A 16,396-nucleotide genomic window follows, 5' to 3' on the forward strand; every position below is an offset into this window, starting at 1 on the left:
CCAGACCCTTGCCGGCTAACTCCGCGACACGCTGGCGTGGGTGCGTGATCTGACCGGTTAGCGACGGTACGCGGATTCCAACACTGGTGGAGCTCCTCGTGGTAGCGCTGCTGCATGTCCGCTGGGGCCTTGGACTGCGCATGCGCATCCTGCGATCCTCGGCCGCGCCCGCGCCGAGCGGGACGCCCTCACCCCTGACGAGGCCGCCCACCGCGCCTACGTCCCCGGCGGCCCGTCGCGTGAGGAGATTCCCGCGCTACCGGCGCTGGCTGAGCAGGTATGGCCTGCTCGACTCTTAATCGGGTTGTCAAGCGGCGAGGTCGAGGGGAGGTGTGAGTTGGTAGGTACGGCCGTCGCGGAGCAGTGCCCACAAGACGTTGACGCGTCGGCGGGCGAGGGCGAGTACTGCTTGGGTATGGCGTTTACCTTCGGCGCGTTTGCGGTCGTAGAAGCGCCGGGAGTCCGGGCAGGTCTGGATGCTGATCAACGCGGAGGTGCAGAAGACCCGTTGCAGGGGCCGGCTGTAGCGCTGGGGCCGGTGCAGATTGCCGCTGACGCGGCCGGAGTCGCGGGGGACGGGGGTGACGCCGGCGAAGCTGGCGAGCTGGTCGGCGGAGGCGAAGCGGTCCATGCTGCCGGTGGCCGCGATGAACTCCGCTCCGAGCAGGACGCCGATGCCGGGCATGCTAATGATCACCTCGGCGGAGGGGTGGAGGCGAAATCGGTCCTCGATGAGATGGTCGATGTCCTTAATCTGTTCGCCCAGGGTGAGGACCTGCTGGGCGAGCTGGGCCGCCAGGCTGGCCCCATCCGCTCGGCGGGCAGGGTGGCGTGCTGGGATTCGGCCGCGGCGACGGCCTTGGCGGCCAGGGCGGCGGCGTTGCGGACCTTGCGGTCCCGCAGCCAGCCGGTCAGAGCCTTGATGCCGATCTCGCGGAGCGCGGCGGGGGTCTGGAAGCCGGTCAACAGGACCAGCGGGCCCTTGCTGGTGAGTTGGAGGGCACGCTCCAGCGCGGGGCAGATGGCCAGCATCTGGTCATGAAGCCGGTTGACCGCACGGGTCCGGTCGACGGCCAGGTCCCGGCGATGTGCTACCAGCAGCCGCAGCTCGACGACCAGCTCGTCATCGCCCCTCAGCATGGTCAGATCGCGGCGCATCCGGGCCTGGTCGGCGATGATCAGGGCGTCCTTCGCGTCGGTCTTGCCCGCTCCCCGGTAGCCCTCGGCCGCCCTGTTGACGACGATGCCGGGTACGTAGACGACCTTCTGACCATGGTCGAGCAGCAGCGCCAGCAGCAGAACCGACTCGCTGCTGTGCAGGTCGATCGCCCAGGTCACCTGGTCAGCCAAGCCCAGAACCGCGCTGATCACCTCCAGAAGTGCCGTCTCGTCGTTGGCCACCCGGCGCGAGAACACGCGTTTCCCGTCAGCGTCGACCACCGCCACGTGATGGTGCTCCCGGCCGATGTCAGCCCCGGCCCACAGGTGTGTCAACCCACGCCTCCCACCAGCAGATATCCAGTTCAGCCCACAGACGACCTCGCCGCCAGGTCCCTACACAGCGATCGGATCGCAGCTCTTAATCAGAGGCCGAGTCCGTCACGGAGAGGCGAGCGGCGAGTCGAAGGAAGCCACACCAACGGCAGACGACTGAAAGCCACACCCGCCACTCCGGGGGCATCCGAACCCTAAGGGCCCAGACAGCTCAACGGTAGGGACGACTGACAAGGCAAGAGGCCCCGTCACTCCTCGCGCCAGGGCTGGTTGCTGCCTGCTTGACGAGCCAATGCTCGCGCGCACGCGCGTGAGTGTCGGAAAGGTCGGGAAAGTCGCCAGTGCCGGGCCTTGGTGCTCGGCGGGGACGGCCGCGTGCCGGGTCTTTCTCGCCTCGCGCGTGCGCGCGTAAGCCCGTCCTGAAAGCCCCGAAACCCTCTGCCGGAGGTGGGTGAACGGGCCGTCCTGGTGGTCTGGGACCCCGCTCTCCCGGTCTAACCTGGACATATAGGTGTCGAGGTAAGGCGCGGGTGATGGACTCAGAGGTCGACTACGAGGCGGTGTTCAGGGCCAGCCTGGTCCCGTCGCTGGTACTGACGCCGGACTTCGTCATGGTGGCGGCCAATGACTCCTATCTGAAGATGGCCGAGCGGACCGAGGCGGACCTGCTCGGCCGACGCTTCTTCACCGTCTTCCCCGGCAATCCAGACGCTCCCAACATTCCCGACGCGCAGGGGATGGAGGTTCTGCGTGCTTCGCTGGAACGGGTGGTGGCCACCGGCGAGCGGGACACCATGGCACTGCAAATGTACAACCTCGAGGCGACCGGCAGACCGGGGGTGTTCGAGGAGCGGTACTGGAGTACGGTCAACACCCCCGTCCTCGGCCCGGACGGTGAACTGAAACTGATCATTCACCGTACCGAGGAGGTCACCGACTTCCTCCAGCAGCTAAGCCGGTCCGGCGAACGCGGCGTCACCGGCGCGCGGGCGGCGCTGGAGGCGATGGAGACCGACGTCTACGCTCGCGCCCGCGAGCTCCAGGACCTCAACGAACGGCTCAAGCAGAAACACAGACAACAACGCCAGACCACGTCGGCGCTGCGGGAGGCCATCGAACGGCAGCGGCGGTTCGTCTTCGACGCTTCCCACGACCTGCGCAACCCGATCACCGGGCTGCTGACCGAACTGGAGGTCGCACTCTCAGAACCCGACATCGACCTGCAGCAGATCCTGCGCAAATTGCTGCGAGACGCTGAGCGACTCAACGACATCGTCGCCGATCTCCTCGAACTCGCCCGCCTGGACACCGCGACGCCCGCCGCCACCGAACCGGTCGACCTGGCCCACCTCGTCATGGACGAACTGGAACGCCGCACCCTGACCGCCGCCGTCCTCACCCGGCTCGATCAGCAGGTGGTGGTGCACGCCTCCCGGATCCGGCTGGCCCGGCTCCTGGGCAACCTCCTGGCCAACGCCGAACGGCACACCGTTACCACGATCGAGATCACCGTCACCACGGACCCGCCCGACGCGGTCTTGGAAGTCATCGACGATGGACCCGGCATTGCCCCGGCCGACCGCGAAACAGTCTTCGAACGCCTCCGCCGCCTGGACGATGCCCGGCGCCAGGACCCTGGCGGCTCCGGGCTCGGCCTGCCCATCGCACGCGAAATCGCCCAGGCCTACGGCGGTCACCTGTACACCGCCGACCACCCCACCGGCGCCCGCTTCGTCCTCCGCCTCCCCCTCGCCACCTAGGTCCAGCTCACTTTAAGGTAGTGATGCCCGGGTCGGAGAGCGTCCCACAGCAGAACTGCTAACTTTCGCGAAATCGCATCAGATGCAATAGGCGGCAGTTGTAGCAATGAAGAAATTTCCAACGAATATGCCGCTGACTGGGGTGATGCACGGGCTCTGGGACTGAGCTGTTAGTTCGACAACGGTGTGGCCATGAGCGACGCCATCCTGCGTTGATCTCCGGGTCTTTCGCGACCGAGGCGATCGATCTCCCGGTCTCGCGCACGATGCGCACCGCACCCGCTCGAAGCTCCGGATCGAAATTACGTCTGGTCTCTCCCGTAATTCGGCCTCCCCCTGAGGTCGTATCGCCACGGTCCGAGGGGAGAGTCAGCAGGGCCAGTCCAGATCAGTCGGTGGGGATTGTGGTTGGCTGGCCGCTGTGAGCAACCTGCGCCCCGAGACGATCCTCCCCGCCGGGGGCGAGCCCCTCGTCGGTGAGGCGGCCGACTCGGGCCGGGGCGACAGCCACGACGGCCACCCGGAGGGGTTCGCGGTGGTGGCGCTGATCGCCTCGGCCGGTGGGCTGGAGGCGTTGTCGCGGGTGCTGGCCCCGCTGTCGCCCGACCTGCCCGCCGCGGTGCTGGTCGCCCTGCATCAAGACCCCACCCGTGCCAGCAATCTGGCGGCCATCTTGGCGCGGCGGACCGCCTTGGAGGTGCGGGTCGCCGCCGACGGCGCCGCCATGGAAGCCGGTCTGGTGCTGGTCGTGCCGCCGGGCCATCACCTGCTGGTCGCCTCCCCGGCGCGCGTCGCGCTCATCGACACCGGTGGGCTGCCCGCGCCCCGCCCCGCGGCCGATCTGTTGCTGGCCACCTTGGCCGTCACCTGCGGTCCCCGCGCGCTGGCGGTCATCCTCACCGGCACCGGCAGCGACGGCCAGTCCGGCGTGCGCAACGTCACCCACCGCGGCGGCACCGCCTTCGCCCAGGACGAGCCCAGCTCCGCCTTCTTCGCCATGCCCGCGGCCGCCATCGCCACCGGCCAGGTCCACCGGGTGCTGGCCCTCGACGACATCGCCGCGGCGATCATCGCCCACACCATGCCGTGATCGACCTCGCGCAGGCGTGGGGCGGCGGGCTGGTCGCCTCGGTCGACGGGATGCGCTTCGTCGTCCCCGTCCCGTCGGTGTACGCCAGGCCCAATCCCCGCTATTTCGGGCGCCGGGGGAGCCGCGGGGCTGAACCAGGGCTTAGAAGCTTTTGGCAAGGACGCCGGATTCGGCGACGATGAGTCCGCCGATCAGCATGAACACCACCGGGACGATCCAGTGCCCGTAGCGTTCGACAACGTCGATGATCTTCTTGTGCGAGCTGAGCAAGGACCCGGCCAGGCACCACACGGCCACTGCGACGAAGAGCACCGTGATCGTCACCACGGTGGGCCCGGCACCGATGGTGCGGAACACCGGCATGTAGACCGAGATGTTGTCGGCGCCGTTGGCGATGGTCACACCGGCCACCGACAGCAGGCCGGAGGCGACCGCCACCGAGGTTTGCTCGCCGTCGTTGCGGGCGCAGATCGCCATGATGAGGCCACGCACGCCGAGGGCGAAGGGGACTAGGCCGAGCAGGCCCACCCAGTCGTCGGGAATGATCGTCAAGCCGAGCGCCGCGATCACCGACACGGCCACCAGAACGGCGATCCCGGCGTACTGCCCGGCCCAGATCTGCCACGCCTTGGGCGTCCCACCGGCCCGGAAGGACAGGAACAACACCGTGAGCACGATGATGTCATCCACGTTGGTTCCGGCCCACATCCCGGCGGCCGCCGCGATAGTGCCCATGATTTGGTCCATGGTCGCACTAACGGGCAGGACGACCGCTGTGCGAACCTGGACAAAAGGGGCGCGGGCAAGAGCCCGCGCTTCCTGCTTCCCTGGTCCTGATCACGATCGGGCCTCCGAGCGTGGGGTCGGCGTGAACGCGGGATGCCTCAATCGGGTAGCCGGTGGACGGCGACCATGGCGGCGTCGTCGCCCAGGTGCCCGCCGACGTGGTCCAGAAGGTCGTCGCGCACGCGGGTGACCAGCGCGTCGGGGCCCTCGCCGGGGCAGGTGGCGACCCGCTCGGCCAGCGGGTAGAACGCGCCGGAGGGGCAGCGGGCCTCGGCGACGCCGTCGGTGTAGAGCACCAGGGTGTCGCCGGCCTCGAAGCCGAAGGTCTCGACATGGAAGGCCGGTTGGCAAAGGTCGCCCAGGCCCAGCGACGTCGCGGGCTGGGAGACCCGCAGAGCCGTGACGTGGTGGTCGCGGATCAGCAGGGGTGGCGGGTGCCCGCAGTCGATCACGTGGACGACCGGCTTGTCGTCGGGGATCTCCAGCACCACCGCGGTGACGAAGTTCTCCCAGGCCTCGGGAGACTCCCGGTCGCGCTCCTCCAGCTCGGCGCGCACGCTTTCGTCCAGGTGGGTCACCACGTCCAGCAGGTCGCACGATGGCGGGCCGCTTGACGGAAGGCCCCCAGCAGCAGCGCGGCGTCGGAGGTGGCGGGCAGGCCCTTGCCGCGGACGTCGCCGATGACGATCCGGGACCCTGACGGGGTATGGACGGCGGCGTACAGGTCGCCGCCGATGTGGGCGGCTTGTTCGGCGGCCAGGTACATGCAGGCGAGCCTCAGCGGCCCAAGGCCCGCCGGCAGAGGCCGCAGCAGAGCCTGTTGCGTGACCTCCGAGACCGAACGGGCCTGGGTCAGCTGCTGCCGGTTCCGGTCGCGAATGAAGGAGAACGGCACCAGGAGCGCCGAGACCACCACCAGCGCAGCCAACTGCGCCTGGATGACGTCGGTGCCCAGGGTCTGGAAGTGCAGGCCGATCAGCACCTGGTCGATGACGGTGATCGAGCCCACCACGGCGGTCAGCCTGGGGCCGGCGTACGAAGCCGTGATCGCGGTGGCCGCCACCAGCAGCGGACTCAGGTGCACCTCGCTCGGAGTCAGGACCTCCGTCATGGTGATCGCCACGATCAGGGCAAGCGGCATCGCCACCAGCAGCCCCGACCGCCGCGCCCGGTACCAATCTGCCAGCCCCTGCTGACCTCTCACCCTTCCTGGATACACCTACAGGTTCCCCGCCCGGACACCGGTGGATCCACGGGGCGTGGCCAAGGCCCGCAGTGGGAGCTGGCCCAGGCGCCGGGGCCGAGAGAGGCCCGCGGTTCACCGCCTCGGCCGGATTCCTCTACTGCCAATTGCCATGAAAGTGTCAGTGACTCTGCCACCTGAGTGTCAGTGACGGCCGTCACATCATTTCTCTGGGTCCAGCAGTAGGGTGTCATGGAGATCGATGGGAATGGCCCGCATCGCCTTCCTTCTCCTGGCCCTGTTCGCCGAGATGGAACGCATCTTCACGGCCGAGCGTGCCGCACACGCCCGCAGCGTGGCCACGGCCAAGGGAGACACTTCGGCCGGCCCATCGCACACCCCGCCGAAAAGATCGATTATGCGCGCCTGCTCGCCCCACCGGCTTACCATCCTGAGCCGTCCCTTGCACGATCCGGTAACCGCGTCTGCGCAATGTGCGCTGTGGCTCACCCGCCAGGGTGACCGCTGAGAGGTAGGCGGAGTTCGAAGCGTGCGCCGCCGGTGGTGGATTGCCCGACGTGGATGGTTCCGCCGTGGGCGCGTACCACGTCATCGGTGATCGCCAGGCCCAGGCCGGTGCCGCCGCGGTCGCGGCTTCGGGCGGCGTCCAGCCGGGTGAACCGCTCGAAGATCCTCTCGCGGTCGGCCTCGGCGATTCCGGCACCGTCGTCGTCGACCGCCAGCAGGGCGGTGTCACCCTGGCTGCGCACCTCGATCGTCACCAGTCGCTGGGCGTGGCGTTGGGCGTTGTCCAGCAGGTTGGCCAGCGCCCGGTTGAGCTGGCTTGGCACGGCGTCCACCGTGACCCCGTCCTGCAGCACAAGCTTGGTGGGAAGACGGTCGTTGCGGTGGTCCAGCGCCATGCGGGCCAGTTCGCTCAGATCGACCTGCTTGCGCAAGACGGCCACGGCGGCCTCGACGCCGGCCAGGTAGAGCAGGTCGGTCACGATCTGCTGCAGGCGCTCCACATCACCGAGCATGCGGCCGAGCAGTTCCTCCAGCTCGGTGTCCTCCGGGTGCATCTGGGCCTCTTCCAGCTGCAGGCGCAGCCCGGCCAGCGGGGTGCGCAGCTCGTGGGAGGCGTCGGTGACGAAATGCCGTTGCGTCTGCACGGCGTGCTCCAGCCGGCCCAGGGTGCGGTTGGCGGTGCGGGCCAGTTTGGCGACCTCGTCGTCCCCGGCAGGTTCCGGCACCCGGGCGCCCAGGTCGTGGAAGGTGATCAGGGCGAGCTGGGACCGGATGGCATCGACGGGTCGCAGCGTCTGCCCGGTGACCTTCCAGCTGGTCCAGCCCGCCAGCGCGATCAGCGCGGCGGTCTGCACGGCGATGACGGTGTCGATGAAACCGGTGGACTGAACCCCGGGGGCGCGCCGCCCGGCATACACCACCGAGGAGCCCGGGGTGCTCCCGGCGCGCAGCGCGGTGAGGCGCAGGCACCCCGGCTCGGGATCACCGCAGGCCTGCACATCCTTGAGCGGGTCGTCGGCGTCAGGCCAGACCGTGCTCATCGGAGGCTTTCCCCTGGCGGCGGAAGAGGCGGCGATGACGTTCCGTCCGGGGCTCACGACCTGTACCAGGTCGATGCCGGGAACCACGGGGACGATCAGAGCGGGCAGTTGCCCGGCGTGGATGGCCGCCGCCACCGCGCTGACCTCCTCCCGGGTGTCATGCCACACCGAGTCGGTGAACATCTGCTGGATCACCGCACTCAAGATCAGCGCCATCGGCACCAGCACCAGCGCGGTGATCGAGATGGTCAACAGTGTGATCCGTCCGCGGATCGTCGGTGGGTGCAACCTGGAAAGCGATAACCCCATGCCATCAAGGTACGTGAGCTGGGAAAACGGCTCAGCTTCGATCACTTCGACTGCTCGGTGCCACGGATCTCCTGGCAGGGTGAAGAGCTGATACTCGACCTTGATCGCTTAAAGTGATCACGTGATCACAAATATAGATACTGTCCATCTGGAAGACCCGCAACGCCGCCCCCAGTTCACGAGCGGCGTGCGCTGCGAGCAGAGCCGAAGGCGAGCGATCGCAACGGGCCTGACGGCCCTGGCGTTCGTCACCGCCACGGCCGCCCCCGCGTCGGCCACGGCATCCCCTCCGGCAAGTCATCAGCGTGTGCTGGCCCACACCTGCGTCCCGAGCAGCGGCGCGAAGACCTTCCTATCCACCGACAAGTGGTCCAAGGCCAATACAAAGTTGTGCGTGAGCGTGGAGCAGAACGCCGACGGCACCAAGGTCATTAAGGCCGACCTCTCCGGAGACTTCTACTACTACTGGGGAGCGGCCTGGTACGCCGACTGCTCATCGGCCTGCAACCTGAATGGCGCGTTCACACTGCGCAAGGACCGCGATACCACCTTCCCCTACTTCTCCGAGAAGTGGAGCGGCACGAGCGTCACCGTCACTCGGACCTTCCCGGTGGACAGCGGGCACTACCGACTTTCTTTCATCGGATTCAAGTACGGCGGGTACTGGCATGACAAGCGCTACACAAGCGGCGACACAGGCGACCACATATCCATCTACCTGGATGCCGAGGTCGACGTCCCCTAAAACAACGACCGGCGCTGGCACCCTTCGGCAGCGCGAGCGACACGCCAAGAGCGGCAACGCCTCATAGGGACCGGTCGCGCGGTCCGGGTAACCGGACCGCGCGACCGGTGGAGACCATCGGCTGCGTCGCAGCCCGATATGCGGACGTCGTCGCGAGTCCAGCGCCGGGCCGGCGGCCAGGAACAGGCGGATCACCCGCTGTCGCCGGATTCCATTCCGCTGTTCTCTGCTTCCCGATTCTGGCACCAAGATCAATATCACCGCTAAAGGCTGTACCGATGTTCCTCAAGGCCGGGGAAACCCCAGAGTTCCCGCGAACCCAAGGGTCGACGTCGGGCTATTGGGGTGGTCTGGGAGGTTATGCACCCTTGGGTTCGCGGGAACCCGGGACCCGCGTACGGCCGGCGAGTTGGCCGCGGCGCCGGACAGCGCGCAGAAGGCAGCGACGGCCGACTGGCCGGTTCGGAGGGCGGTCAGGCGCCTGAGCCGGCATACGGAGCCGAATTCACGTGTGAGCAGGCGTTCTGCGGCCAAGGCGACGCTCGGCGTCCGGTCGAACCGTCCTCGGGCAGGCCGGTACGCGACTCCTCGGCTTCACCACCGTTGCAACAACCTCAGCGAAGAGGAAGAAGCTTCACCAATCCTGAGATTCCATCAACCGCCGGGCTGACATGCTCTACATGGAATATGCCCTGGCCCCGGGTCCTAACGGACTACAGAGACCCGCAGGAACTCCGGGGTTATTCCTTAGTACCTGGTGACACCAGTCCTACCGACACCCCGAAGCCCGCCGATGACCACCACCGAGGCCGCGACATGTCCGGTCTGCTCGACGCCGATCGTCCAGGGGTGCGGCCGGAATACGGCGGGAAGGGGGGCCGCGGACGCCGGTTTTCCGCCGCAAAGGGAGAGGGCCGTGACCGGCGGGTGAGCCTGGCCCCGGCCCTTTGTGTTTCTGGCGTGCTGCTGGTCAGGCCAGGGTGTCCTTAACCTTGATCATGCCGTCGTCGATCACGAACTTCTGGTTGGTGTGGTTCGCGCATTGCCACAGGTGGATCTGGGTGCCGTTGGTCCGGGCGTTGGTGGCGTCGAGGCAGACCGGGGTGGCGGAGCCGATGGTGTCCTTGATGACGATCTCTCCTTTCCTGATGACCCAGGTCTGGTTGGCGTGGTTGTTCACGCATTGCCACAGGTGCACTCGGGTGCCGTTGGTGCGGGCGTTGCTGGCGTCCAGGCACATCGGGGTGGCGGAGCCGATGGTGTCTTCGACCTTGATCAGGCCGTTGTCGATGACGAACTTCTGGTTGGTGTGGTTCACGCATTGCCACAGGTGCACTCGGGTGCCGTTGGTGCGGGCGTTGGTGGCGTCCAGGCACACGGGAGGTCCGGCGAGAGCAGCGTGGGTAGCGGGCTGTTGGGCGGCGGCCGCGGCGGGCAGGGCGGTGGCCGCGCTCACGAGGGCGGCGGCGACGGCGCCGGCCAGTAGATGGCGAGCAAGCTGCATGGTGCCTCCTGGGCAAGTTTGATCAGAACCCGATCACCATCTCGCAGCCGAACGTGCTTGATCAACTACCTTCGGTTAACGTCTAGCTATCCGTGCAACTCTTCGTCACTTTGCGGCCTTACCAGATCGGGCATCTCTGGCTATATCGCGCAATTTCCATCACACAGGGTTACTTTGCGGTTGGTGGCACGGACCCGAGTAGAGGGCCTACAACGCGAGCCATGCGTCAGAAGGTCACCGAGGAATACAGATCAGTGGATCACCGAACCCTGCCAGTGCCGTACCCTCTACTGGCCCCTCAAGCGACGATGTCGCATGCGGGTTCACGAGCCCACCGGCGTGAGGAAGCCTTCGAGGACCACCAGGCCCTTGCCGTACTTCTCGTCGACCTCGCGCTGGAGCTCGACCCAGTCGGGGCCGTCGTAGTGCACCGTCTTGCGTCTGATGTTCTTGAGGGGCTCCCACATTGTTGCTGGTAGCTGCGACAAGTCGGCTCCAACCGCGTCATAGATCATGGAAGCAAGCTCGCTCCGGATCTGATACACCAGCCATGCCGGCTTCATGTACGTGGTCAGGTGCTCCGCCCAAGGCATTACTTTCGTCGTCGACGCCCTAGATGATTGAGTCCAAGGGATCGCCTGCGGAAATAGGGCGAGGGTGTTCAAGATCCGTTTGTGACGACAGACCTAAACACCCTCGCAACGGCACTCTATGTGAAGATCGACGACGCGGTGAAGGCTTCACCGGACCTGGCGCCCTGGCGTCCCCGGGTGGGCATCGCACCTACGCTCAGTGACGCCGAACTGGTCACGCCAGCGGTGATGTCGGCGTTGCTGGGCTTCGTCTCCGAGCGACGGTGGGTGCGTTACGCCCACGCCGAGCTGGTGGGCATGTTCCCGTATCTGCCCGGGCAGTCGGGCTACGGTAAGCGGCTGCGTAAAGCATCAGGTCTGGTCCTGCACATGATCAGGATGCTCGCGGCCGATACCTCGTTGTGGAGCGATGATGTGTGGGTGATCGACTCCACCCCGGTGGAGTGCGGCCGATCCCGCCAGACGGCCAGGCGCAGTGATCTGGCAGGGTGGGCCGAGTACGGCTACTGCGCCAGTCACTCCCGGTACTTCTGGGGGCTGCGGCTTCACCTGCTGTGCACCCTGGGCGGATTGCCTGTCGCGTTCGCGCTCACCGGTGCCAAGGCCGACGAGCGGGACATCCTGCTCGGGATGCTCGACAACGCTCCCGAGCTGATGGCCGGCCATCGGGGTCAGACGATCATCGGTGACAGGAACTACTACGGCCGTCAGTTCGAGCAGGCTGTCACCGCACGTGAGCTGACCTTGCTGCGCCCGGCCCGTAAGGGCGAGCCCGAACGGGCCGGCGCGCATCTGTTCAAGCCGTTGCGGCAGGTCATCGAGTCGATCAACCAGACCTTCAAAGGACAGCTTGACCTGGAACGTCACGGCGGCCGCACCCCTGCCGGAGCCGTCATCCGCGTACTCGCACGAATCCTCGCACTGACCGCAGTGATCTGGCACAACGACAAAACCGACCAGCCGATCAAGCGATCTCTGATCGCCTACGACCACTAACCGCGACCAGACACCTTGGACTCAATCATCTAGATGCTGCGACCTCGATCACGCGCACGTTCGCCGTCACACGGCCGAGGGCTGGTTGACTGTGGGCGTCACGCCACCAGCCCAGCCAGCGGAGTCGCTGCTGGCCGTGACGCGCTGGAAGCTCACCTGCGTGGGCGATTGGTGCTGGGCGCCCTCGAGTAGACGCCAGTCGTTCGCTCGACCAGGGTGCCGATCGCGGATTTCTGGTCACCGCCGATGATCAGGTCGCCTTCCCAGTGGCCGGGAACGGCACGGTCGGCGATCTCGGCGGGCCGGTCGCTGATCATCACCATGGGGTGGGTGAAGCGGGGCTGGCGGTGCCCGCCGGTGCGCCGGGGTTTGCGGACCGTCCGGCCGGTGCGCAGCGCCCGGGCCAGTTCGCGGCGCAGCTCGCCGCGGCCTTGGACATACAGGGCCTGGTAGATGGTCTCGTGGGTCACGTGCAACTCGCTCCGGTCGGGGTGGTCCCGGCGCAGCCGGCGGCTGATCTGCTCAGGGCTGTGCTTGAGGTCGAGCAGGTCCTGCACCAGCGCCCGCAACTCCGGATTGGCGCCGATCTTGCCGGTCTTGGGCCGCGGACGCCGTGCATCGGCACGGGCCTGGGCCGCGTGCGGCCGGTAGGCGCCCGAGACGGGATGAGCGTTGCGGCTGACCTCGCGGCTGATCGTGGACGGGCTGCGGCCCATCTCAGCGGCGATTGATCGGATCGACCGGCCCTCCCGCAGCAGATCGGCGATCGCGATCCGGTCGTGCTGGATTTCCGGGAAACCTGCTGTTCAGAGCGCTAACGTCTCGCCCATGACTTCAGCGAGAGCGCATGACACGGCACTTCTGCTCAAGAGGACGCCGCCCCGTGAATCCACGGAGGCACCGCACGCCGCAGCGTGTCATGTGGCCGAGCTCGACGACGAACTGGCGGCTATGAGGCAGCTTTCCGAGCTGCTGGCCGGACACAGCGTCGAGGCGCGCGGCCGGATCCTCCGCTATCTCCTGGACCGATGGGAGACCGCGGACGTGGTCTGTGCCGAGCGGTCAGGCGCATGCTGGCAGCGCGCGACCTCGCACAGCACGCGCTCGGGGAGCACGACGCCGCGTCAGCAAGGAGGCCACCGCTGGCGGAGCAGCTCGGGTGAACCGGGTCTTCTCCCGCTCCAGCGCGGCCACCGTGGTGGTCGCGGTCGCCAGCTGCTCGCGCAGCCCGGCCAGCTCCTTCTCCAGCTTCTTGTTCTCGGCCGCCAGCTCCTTGTTCGCCGCGGCGAGCTTCTCGGCCCGCTGGAACTCGGCCTCGCGAAGGGCCAGGGCGTGGGTGGCGGCGGCGCTCTGTTCGGCGGCCTTCTGCTCGGCGGCCGCGCGGAGCCCTTCGTGCTCGACGGTCTTGCGCGAGGCCTGGTCGACCTGGCGCTCACGCTCAGCGTCGGAGTCGCGTGCCATGCGCTCGGCGACCCGCTGGGCGTCCACGGCTGCCACGCGCTGACGCTCGGCGGTGGCGGCCTGGCGGACGGCGGCCGCGCGGGCGGACTCAGCTTGTTCGGCGGCGACCAGTGCCTCGGCCTGGCCGCGCTCGGCGTCGGCGATCCGGGCTGGCGCGCCGTCCCGGACGGCCTCAGCCCGGGTTCGGTGCTCATCGAGGGCGGCGACAGGACGGCCAGCTGCTCGCTGACGGCGGTGGTGGCGGCCAGCACCGGGGCGGCGGCCGGGGCGCAGGCGCTGTTGCGCCGCTCGAAGGCGATGTACTGGCCTTCGACCTGGTCGAGGCCGATGGAGTCGTCTCTAGCCGGGGCTCTGTCTTGCGCCAGCGCGCCTCGAGGCAGGAGTAGCATCCGAAGGTCACCAAGCCGAGCGCGACAGCGACCAACAGCCAGGGGCCAAGGGGCGTCAGCGTGAACTTGCGCAGCGCCCCGTCCAGGCCCTGCGCCTTTTAGAGTCGAACGTGGCAGCGGTGATGACGAGGAACACGCCGAGGACGGCGAACACGCTCCCGCGCGCGAAGATGCCCACGATCCCTAAGACCTTGACGGTCCCGCGGGTGCGCACGCCCATGTGCGTCATGTGCAGGTTCTCGGTGAACGTCCTGCGGACGACCTGCACGATCATGCTGACGCCCACCGCCACGACGCCGAGGCCGATGAGCAGGACCAGTCACCGGCCGCCGGTATAGCTCATCAGCGTGGCGGTGACGTCCTTGGACTGGTTGTTGCCCGAACGCTGGCTTCCGACACCGAGCAGGAAAGCGACGATGGCGATGCACAGTGCGGTGTAGACGGCGGCGCGGCCCAGTGATGCCAGCCGCTTGACGGCCGTACCTCCGTTCTGGGCTGGCCTGCCCGTAGGCCACCTCGGCCAGCCGCCACAACGCCAGCCCGGCGAAACCGATGGCGACCAGCCACAATGCGATGAAACCGCCGGGGTAGGCGACGACGGCGTGCATCGCTCCTGAGGCGTCGGCCGCCTCACCGCCGGCGCCTACACCGATCTGTACCGCCAGCACGCCGATCAGCAGGTAGTTGACACCGCACGCCACGAACCCTCCCCGGGCCAGCCATTCCAGCCAGCGGCTTGAGGCCGCCCGGCGGCCCGCGGACTTGACGCCGCTCATCACAGACCTCCAGATGCCGACTGGTCCTGACCGTCAATCGGGGCTGCGGCGGCAGCCGGCCGCCGCCGGAACCGGCGGGCCGTACCGCACGGCTTCAGATGGGATGCGGTCACCGGTACGGCCTTGGCGCTCCCCCTTTTCACAGGCGACGATTGTCGGGGGTCCTGCGGGTACGACCCTGTCTGCCGTCGTCGCCGGGTGGGTCTATCAGGGTGGGCGGCGGCCGGTCATCGATTCGGTCGTCGATGACGTCCTGGCGGCTGCGGACGGTCGATCCGCTCCAGCGTGATCTGCTGCGTGGCAGCAGGGGCAGCAGAAGCCCGACGGCGCCGCCGAGCATCAGGATGACACCCACGATGCGCAGGTCTAAGCCGCCCACCGAGCCGTCGGCCAGGGCGAAGGTGAGGATGGCGCCGACGATGATGACCGCGATGGCTGCGGCGATGGGCATCACGCATCACCCCCGCCGCGGCAGACGTGAGCTCCGGGGCGTGCTGGGCGGGGTCATCGGCGGCCGGCCCAGCGGCTCGAACGGCGACTGGTGAGCAGGTTGTAGCCGAGCAGCAGGACCGCCGCGCCGAGGATGGCGCAGATCCAGGTGGACAGGTTGAAGAACCCCTGGATGCCCGAGACGTGGAACACCTGGGTGGCCACGAAGCCACCCAGCAGCGCCCCGGCGATGCCGAGCAGGAGGGTGATGATCAAACCCTGCGGATCTCTGCCGGGGACCAGCATTCTGGCCACGACCCCGGCGACCAGTCCGAGGATGATCCAGGCGATGATGCCCATGGCCGAACTCCTCTGGCGGTGCATCGATGTCTGCGCGGGATCGGTCTTCCGGACCGGTCGAAGCAGGGGGCCGGTCGCCGCAGGATTGCCGGCGCCGACAGTCGAACTCGTTCGCCTCGAGTCAACACCCACGCGTACTGGGGCGGAAACAGGCGATCCGAGAAGGACCCATCTCCAGGACCGATCACCAGGGTGAAGAGGTTTCGTGGCGCAACCAGCATTGAGACCGGGTCGCCGTAGGTAGGTCGCCCCGAAGAACCAGGCCTCATGGCCGGTGATCGCCCGCGGTGATAAGCCTGGCTGAAATCTGTGGTTTCCGTTGTGGCGAGCCTGCTAGATGATCAGTTCATTGCACCGCACGACACCACTCACGCTGGCACCCATCGCAACGTGTTCACGCCGCCGCCTCAAACCCGCGGGCCTCTTGTCTCGCCCTCCCACGTAGGAGCCCGGCATGAACACCACGGACGCCGCCAGCGCCCCCGCTCCCGCGATCGCACCCGTGATCGCAGCCCTGGTCGAACGACTCGTGGTCGCGCCAACCCCGATCACCACCGCCGACCAGCTCCTGCGCATCACCCCACTCGCCGACCGTGCGGGCCTCCGGATGGAGGGCGAGCTCGGCCACTCCACCATGCCCTCCCTGAACTCGGGCACTGGCCTCGATGGCGGGCGGCGGCGGCTTCTGTATCGATCTGAGCGGCCTGGCGTTCATCGACACCGGCGGGCTGCGCGCCCTGGTCAACGCCGCCGCTCTCCACGACAGCGGCAGCGACCATGCTCTGACGCTGCGGTCGGCGCTCCCACAGGTGCAACGCCTGCTCAAGCTCACCGGCTGGCACCAGACGCCCGGTCTCCACTTGCAGGCGCCGGCGCGCCCCGGCTGACCCAAGCCTGGCCCAGCTCATTCATGAGTCCACCGGCGCAGGGGGATGCCCCCGGCGTGGTCCCGG

At 67.8% G+C, this 16,396-nt stretch carries 17 protein-coding genes and 4 pseudogenes; 7 read left to right on the forward strand and 14 right to left on the reverse strand.

The annotated features are described in order from the left end of the window. Positions 1-307: 307 nt before the first annotated feature. A pseudogene (locus ACOZ38_RS28660) lies at positions 308-1,494 on the reverse strand (IS110 family transposase). A 533-nt stretch (positions 1,495-2,027) separates the two neighbouring features. Between ACOZ38_RS28660 and ACOZ38_RS28665 the strand changes: the two are divergent. From ACOZ38_RS28665 to ACOZ38_RS28675, 3 genes and pseudogenes are all read left to right on the forward strand, one after another. Further along, positions 2,028-3,254, forward strand: a complete 1,227-nt coding sequence (locus ACOZ38_RS28665) for an ATP-binding protein (protein WP_424534269.1) — start codon at positions 2,028-2,030, stop codon at positions 3,252-3,254. A gap of 421 nt (positions 3,255-3,675) precedes the next feature. Continuing rightward, positions 3,676-4,344 carry a chemotaxis protein CheB gene (locus ACOZ38_RS28670; RefSeq protein ID WP_424534270.1) on the forward strand — a complete coding sequence of 223 codons (669 nt, stop codon included), beginning with the start codon at positions 3,676-3,678 and terminating at the stop codon, positions 4,342-4,344. Beyond that, a pseudogene (locus ACOZ38_RS28675) lies at positions 4,344-4,457 on the forward strand (Tn3 family transposase); the annotation flags it as partial. The gene ACOZ38_RS28670 and the pseudogene ACOZ38_RS28675, both read left to right, overlap by 1 nt. A 28-nt stretch (positions 4,458-4,485) precedes the next feature. Here ACOZ38_RS28675 and ACOZ38_RS28680 read toward each other — a convergent pair. The 3 genes from ACOZ38_RS28680 to ACOZ38_RS28690 form a co-directional block, all read right to left on the reverse strand. After that, on the reverse strand, positions 4,486-5,079 hold the full coding sequence (locus ACOZ38_RS28680; RefSeq protein ID WP_424534271.1) for a cadmium resistance transporter: 594 nt from the start codon (positions 5,077-5,079) through the stop codon (positions 4,486-4,488). A gap of 149 nt (positions 5,080-5,228) precedes the next feature. Further along, positions 5,229-5,708, reverse strand: coding sequence for a PP2C family protein-serine/threonine phosphatase (locus tag ACOZ38_RS28685; RefSeq protein WP_424534272.1), 480 nt, complete (start codon positions 5,706-5,708; stop codon positions 5,229-5,231). Then, positions 5,705-6,334: a hypothetical protein gene (locus tag ACOZ38_RS28690; protein ID WP_424534273.1), complete on the reverse strand. Its 630-nt coding sequence runs from the start codon at positions 6,332-6,334 to the stop codon at positions 5,705-5,707. The genes ACOZ38_RS28685 and ACOZ38_RS28690 overlap by 4 nt, the downstream gene beginning before the upstream one ends. Positions 6,335-6,581: 247 nt before the next feature. On the opposite strand from ACOZ38_RS28690, the gene ACOZ38_RS28695 reads away from it, so the two are divergent. Then, the gene (locus tag ACOZ38_RS28695; RefSeq protein WP_424534274.1) at positions 6,582-6,842 is read left to right on the forward strand and encodes a hypothetical protein; all 261 of its coding nucleotides are present in this window, start codon (positions 6,582-6,584) and stop codon (positions 6,840-6,842) included. On the opposite strand, the gene ACOZ38_RS28700 is transcribed toward ACOZ38_RS28695, so the two are convergent. Next, entirely contained in the window at positions 6,820-8,133 is a 1,314-nt protein-coding gene (locus ACOZ38_RS28700) for a sensor histidine kinase (RefSeq protein ID WP_424534275.1), read from the reverse strand. The genes ACOZ38_RS28695 and ACOZ38_RS28700 overlap by 23 nt on opposite strands. Positions 8,134-8,311: 178 nt before the next feature. On the opposite strand from ACOZ38_RS28700, the gene ACOZ38_RS28705 reads away from it, so the two are divergent. Continuing rightward, a complete protein-coding gene (locus ACOZ38_RS28705; RefSeq protein WP_424534276.1) occupies positions 8,312-8,935 on the forward strand; it encodes a hypothetical protein in 624 nt (207 codons plus the stop codon). Between the two features lie 970 nt (positions 8,936-9,905). On the opposite strand, the gene ACOZ38_RS28710 is transcribed toward ACOZ38_RS28705, so the two are convergent. Together ACOZ38_RS28710 and ACOZ38_RS28715 are read right to left on the reverse strand one after the other, a co-directional pair. Beyond that, the gene (locus ACOZ38_RS28710; RefSeq protein ID WP_424534277.1) at positions 9,906-10,439 is read right to left on the reverse strand and encodes a ricin-type beta-trefoil lectin domain protein; all 534 of its coding nucleotides are present in this window, start codon (positions 10,437-10,439) and stop codon (positions 9,906-9,908) included. A 323-nt stretch (positions 10,440-10,762) separates the two neighbouring features. After that, entirely contained in the window at positions 10,763-10,954 is a 192-nt protein-coding gene (locus tag ACOZ38_RS28715; RefSeq protein ID WP_424534278.1) for a hypothetical protein, read from the reverse strand. A gap of 159 nt (positions 10,955-11,113) precedes the next feature. On the opposite strand from ACOZ38_RS28715, the gene ACOZ38_RS28720 reads away from it, so the two are divergent. Next, positions 11,114-12,028 (forward strand): IS982 family transposase, encoded by a 915-nt coding sequence (locus tag ACOZ38_RS28720; protein ID WP_424534279.1) that lies wholly within the window; start codon positions 11,114-11,116, stop codon positions 12,026-12,028. 197 nt (positions 12,029-12,225) lie between these two features. Here the strand turns inward: ACOZ38_RS28720 and ACOZ38_RS28725 are convergent. The 7 genes and pseudogenes from ACOZ38_RS28725 to ACOZ38_RS28755 form a co-directional block, all read right to left on the reverse strand. Then, a pseudogene (locus tag ACOZ38_RS28725) lies at positions 12,226-12,807 on the reverse strand (IS30 family transposase); the annotation flags it as partial. A 283-nt stretch (positions 12,808-13,090) separates the two neighbouring features. Beyond that, the gene (locus ACOZ38_RS28730; protein ID WP_424534280.1) at positions 13,091-13,525 is read right to left on the reverse strand and encodes a hypothetical protein; all 435 of its coding nucleotides are present in this window, start codon (positions 13,523-13,525) and stop codon (positions 13,091-13,093) included. A gap of 154 nt (positions 13,526-13,679) precedes the next feature. Beyond that, positions 13,680-13,913, reverse strand: a complete 234-nt coding sequence (locus tag ACOZ38_RS28735; RefSeq protein ID WP_424534281.1) for a hypothetical protein — start codon at positions 13,911-13,913, stop codon at positions 13,680-13,682. Positions 13,914-13,933: 20 nt separating this feature from the next. Beyond that, entirely contained in the window at positions 13,934-14,164 is a 231-nt protein-coding gene (locus tag ACOZ38_RS28740; protein ID WP_424537217.1) for a hypothetical protein, read from the reverse strand. Between the two features lie 232 nt (positions 14,165-14,396). Further along, positions 14,397-14,654, reverse strand: a pseudogene (locus ACOZ38_RS28745) (DUF1206 domain-containing protein); the annotation flags it as partial. 139 nt (positions 14,655-14,793) lie between these two features. Beyond that, entirely contained in the window at positions 14,794-15,105 is a 312-nt protein-coding gene (locus ACOZ38_RS28750; protein WP_424534282.1) for a hypothetical protein, read from the reverse strand. Positions 15,106-15,158: 53 nt separating this feature from the next. Continuing rightward, the gene (locus tag ACOZ38_RS28755; RefSeq protein ID WP_424534283.1) at positions 15,159-15,443 is read right to left on the reverse strand and encodes a GlsB/YeaQ/YmgE family stress response membrane protein; all 285 of its coding nucleotides are present in this window, start codon (positions 15,441-15,443) and stop codon (positions 15,159-15,161) included. A 665-nt stretch (positions 15,444-16,108) separates the two neighbouring features. Between ACOZ38_RS28755 and ACOZ38_RS28760 the strand changes: the two genes are divergently transcribed. Further along, the gene (locus ACOZ38_RS28760; protein WP_424534284.1) at positions 16,109-16,330 is read left to right on the forward strand and encodes an STAS domain-containing protein; all 222 of its coding nucleotides are present in this window, start codon (positions 16,109-16,111) and stop codon (positions 16,328-16,330) included. Positions 16,331-16,396: the final 66 nt, after the last annotated feature.

The sequence above is a fragment of the Sphaerisporangium viridialbum genome (assembly GCF_049674955.1).
Taxonomy (GTDB): domain Bacteria; phylum Actinomycetota; class Actinomycetes; order Streptosporangiales; family Streptosporangiaceae; genus Sphaerisporangium; species Sphaerisporangium viridialbum.

Bases quoted from the DNA above. Each gene is read 5' to 3' on its own strand.
- ACOZ38_RS28680 (WP_424534271.1), bottom strand. From the start codon at position 5,079: ATGGGCACTATCGCGGCGGCCGCCGGGATGTGGGCCGGAACCAACGTG.
- ACOZ38_RS28665 (WP_424534269.1), top strand. From the start codon at position 2,028: ATGGACTCAGAGGTCGACTACGAGGCGGTGTTCAGGGCCAGCCTGGTC.
- ACOZ38_RS28710 (WP_424534277.1), bottom strand. From the start codon at position 10,439: ATGCAGCTTGCTCGCCATCTACTGGCCGGCGCCGTCGCCGCCGCCCTC.
- ACOZ38_RS28695 (WP_424534274.1), top strand. From the start codon at position 6,582: ATGGCCCGCATCGCCTTCCTTCTCCTGGCCCTGTTCGCCGAGATGGAA.
- ACOZ38_RS28755 (WP_424534283.1), bottom strand. From the start codon at position 15,443: ATGGGCATCATCGCCTGGATCATCCTCGGACTGGTCGCCGGGGTCGTG.
- ACOZ38_RS28750 (WP_424534282.1), bottom strand. From the start codon at position 15,105: ATGCCCATCGCCGCAGCCATCGCGGTCATCATCGTCGGCGCCATCCTC.
- ACOZ38_RS28760 (WP_424534284.1), top strand. From the start codon at position 16,109: ATGGCGGGCGGCGGCGGCTTCTGTATCGATCTGAGCGGCCTGGCGTTC.
- ACOZ38_RS28715 (WP_424534278.1), bottom strand. From the start codon at position 10,954: ATGATCTATGACGCGGTTGGAGCCGACTTGTCGCAGCTACCAGCAACA.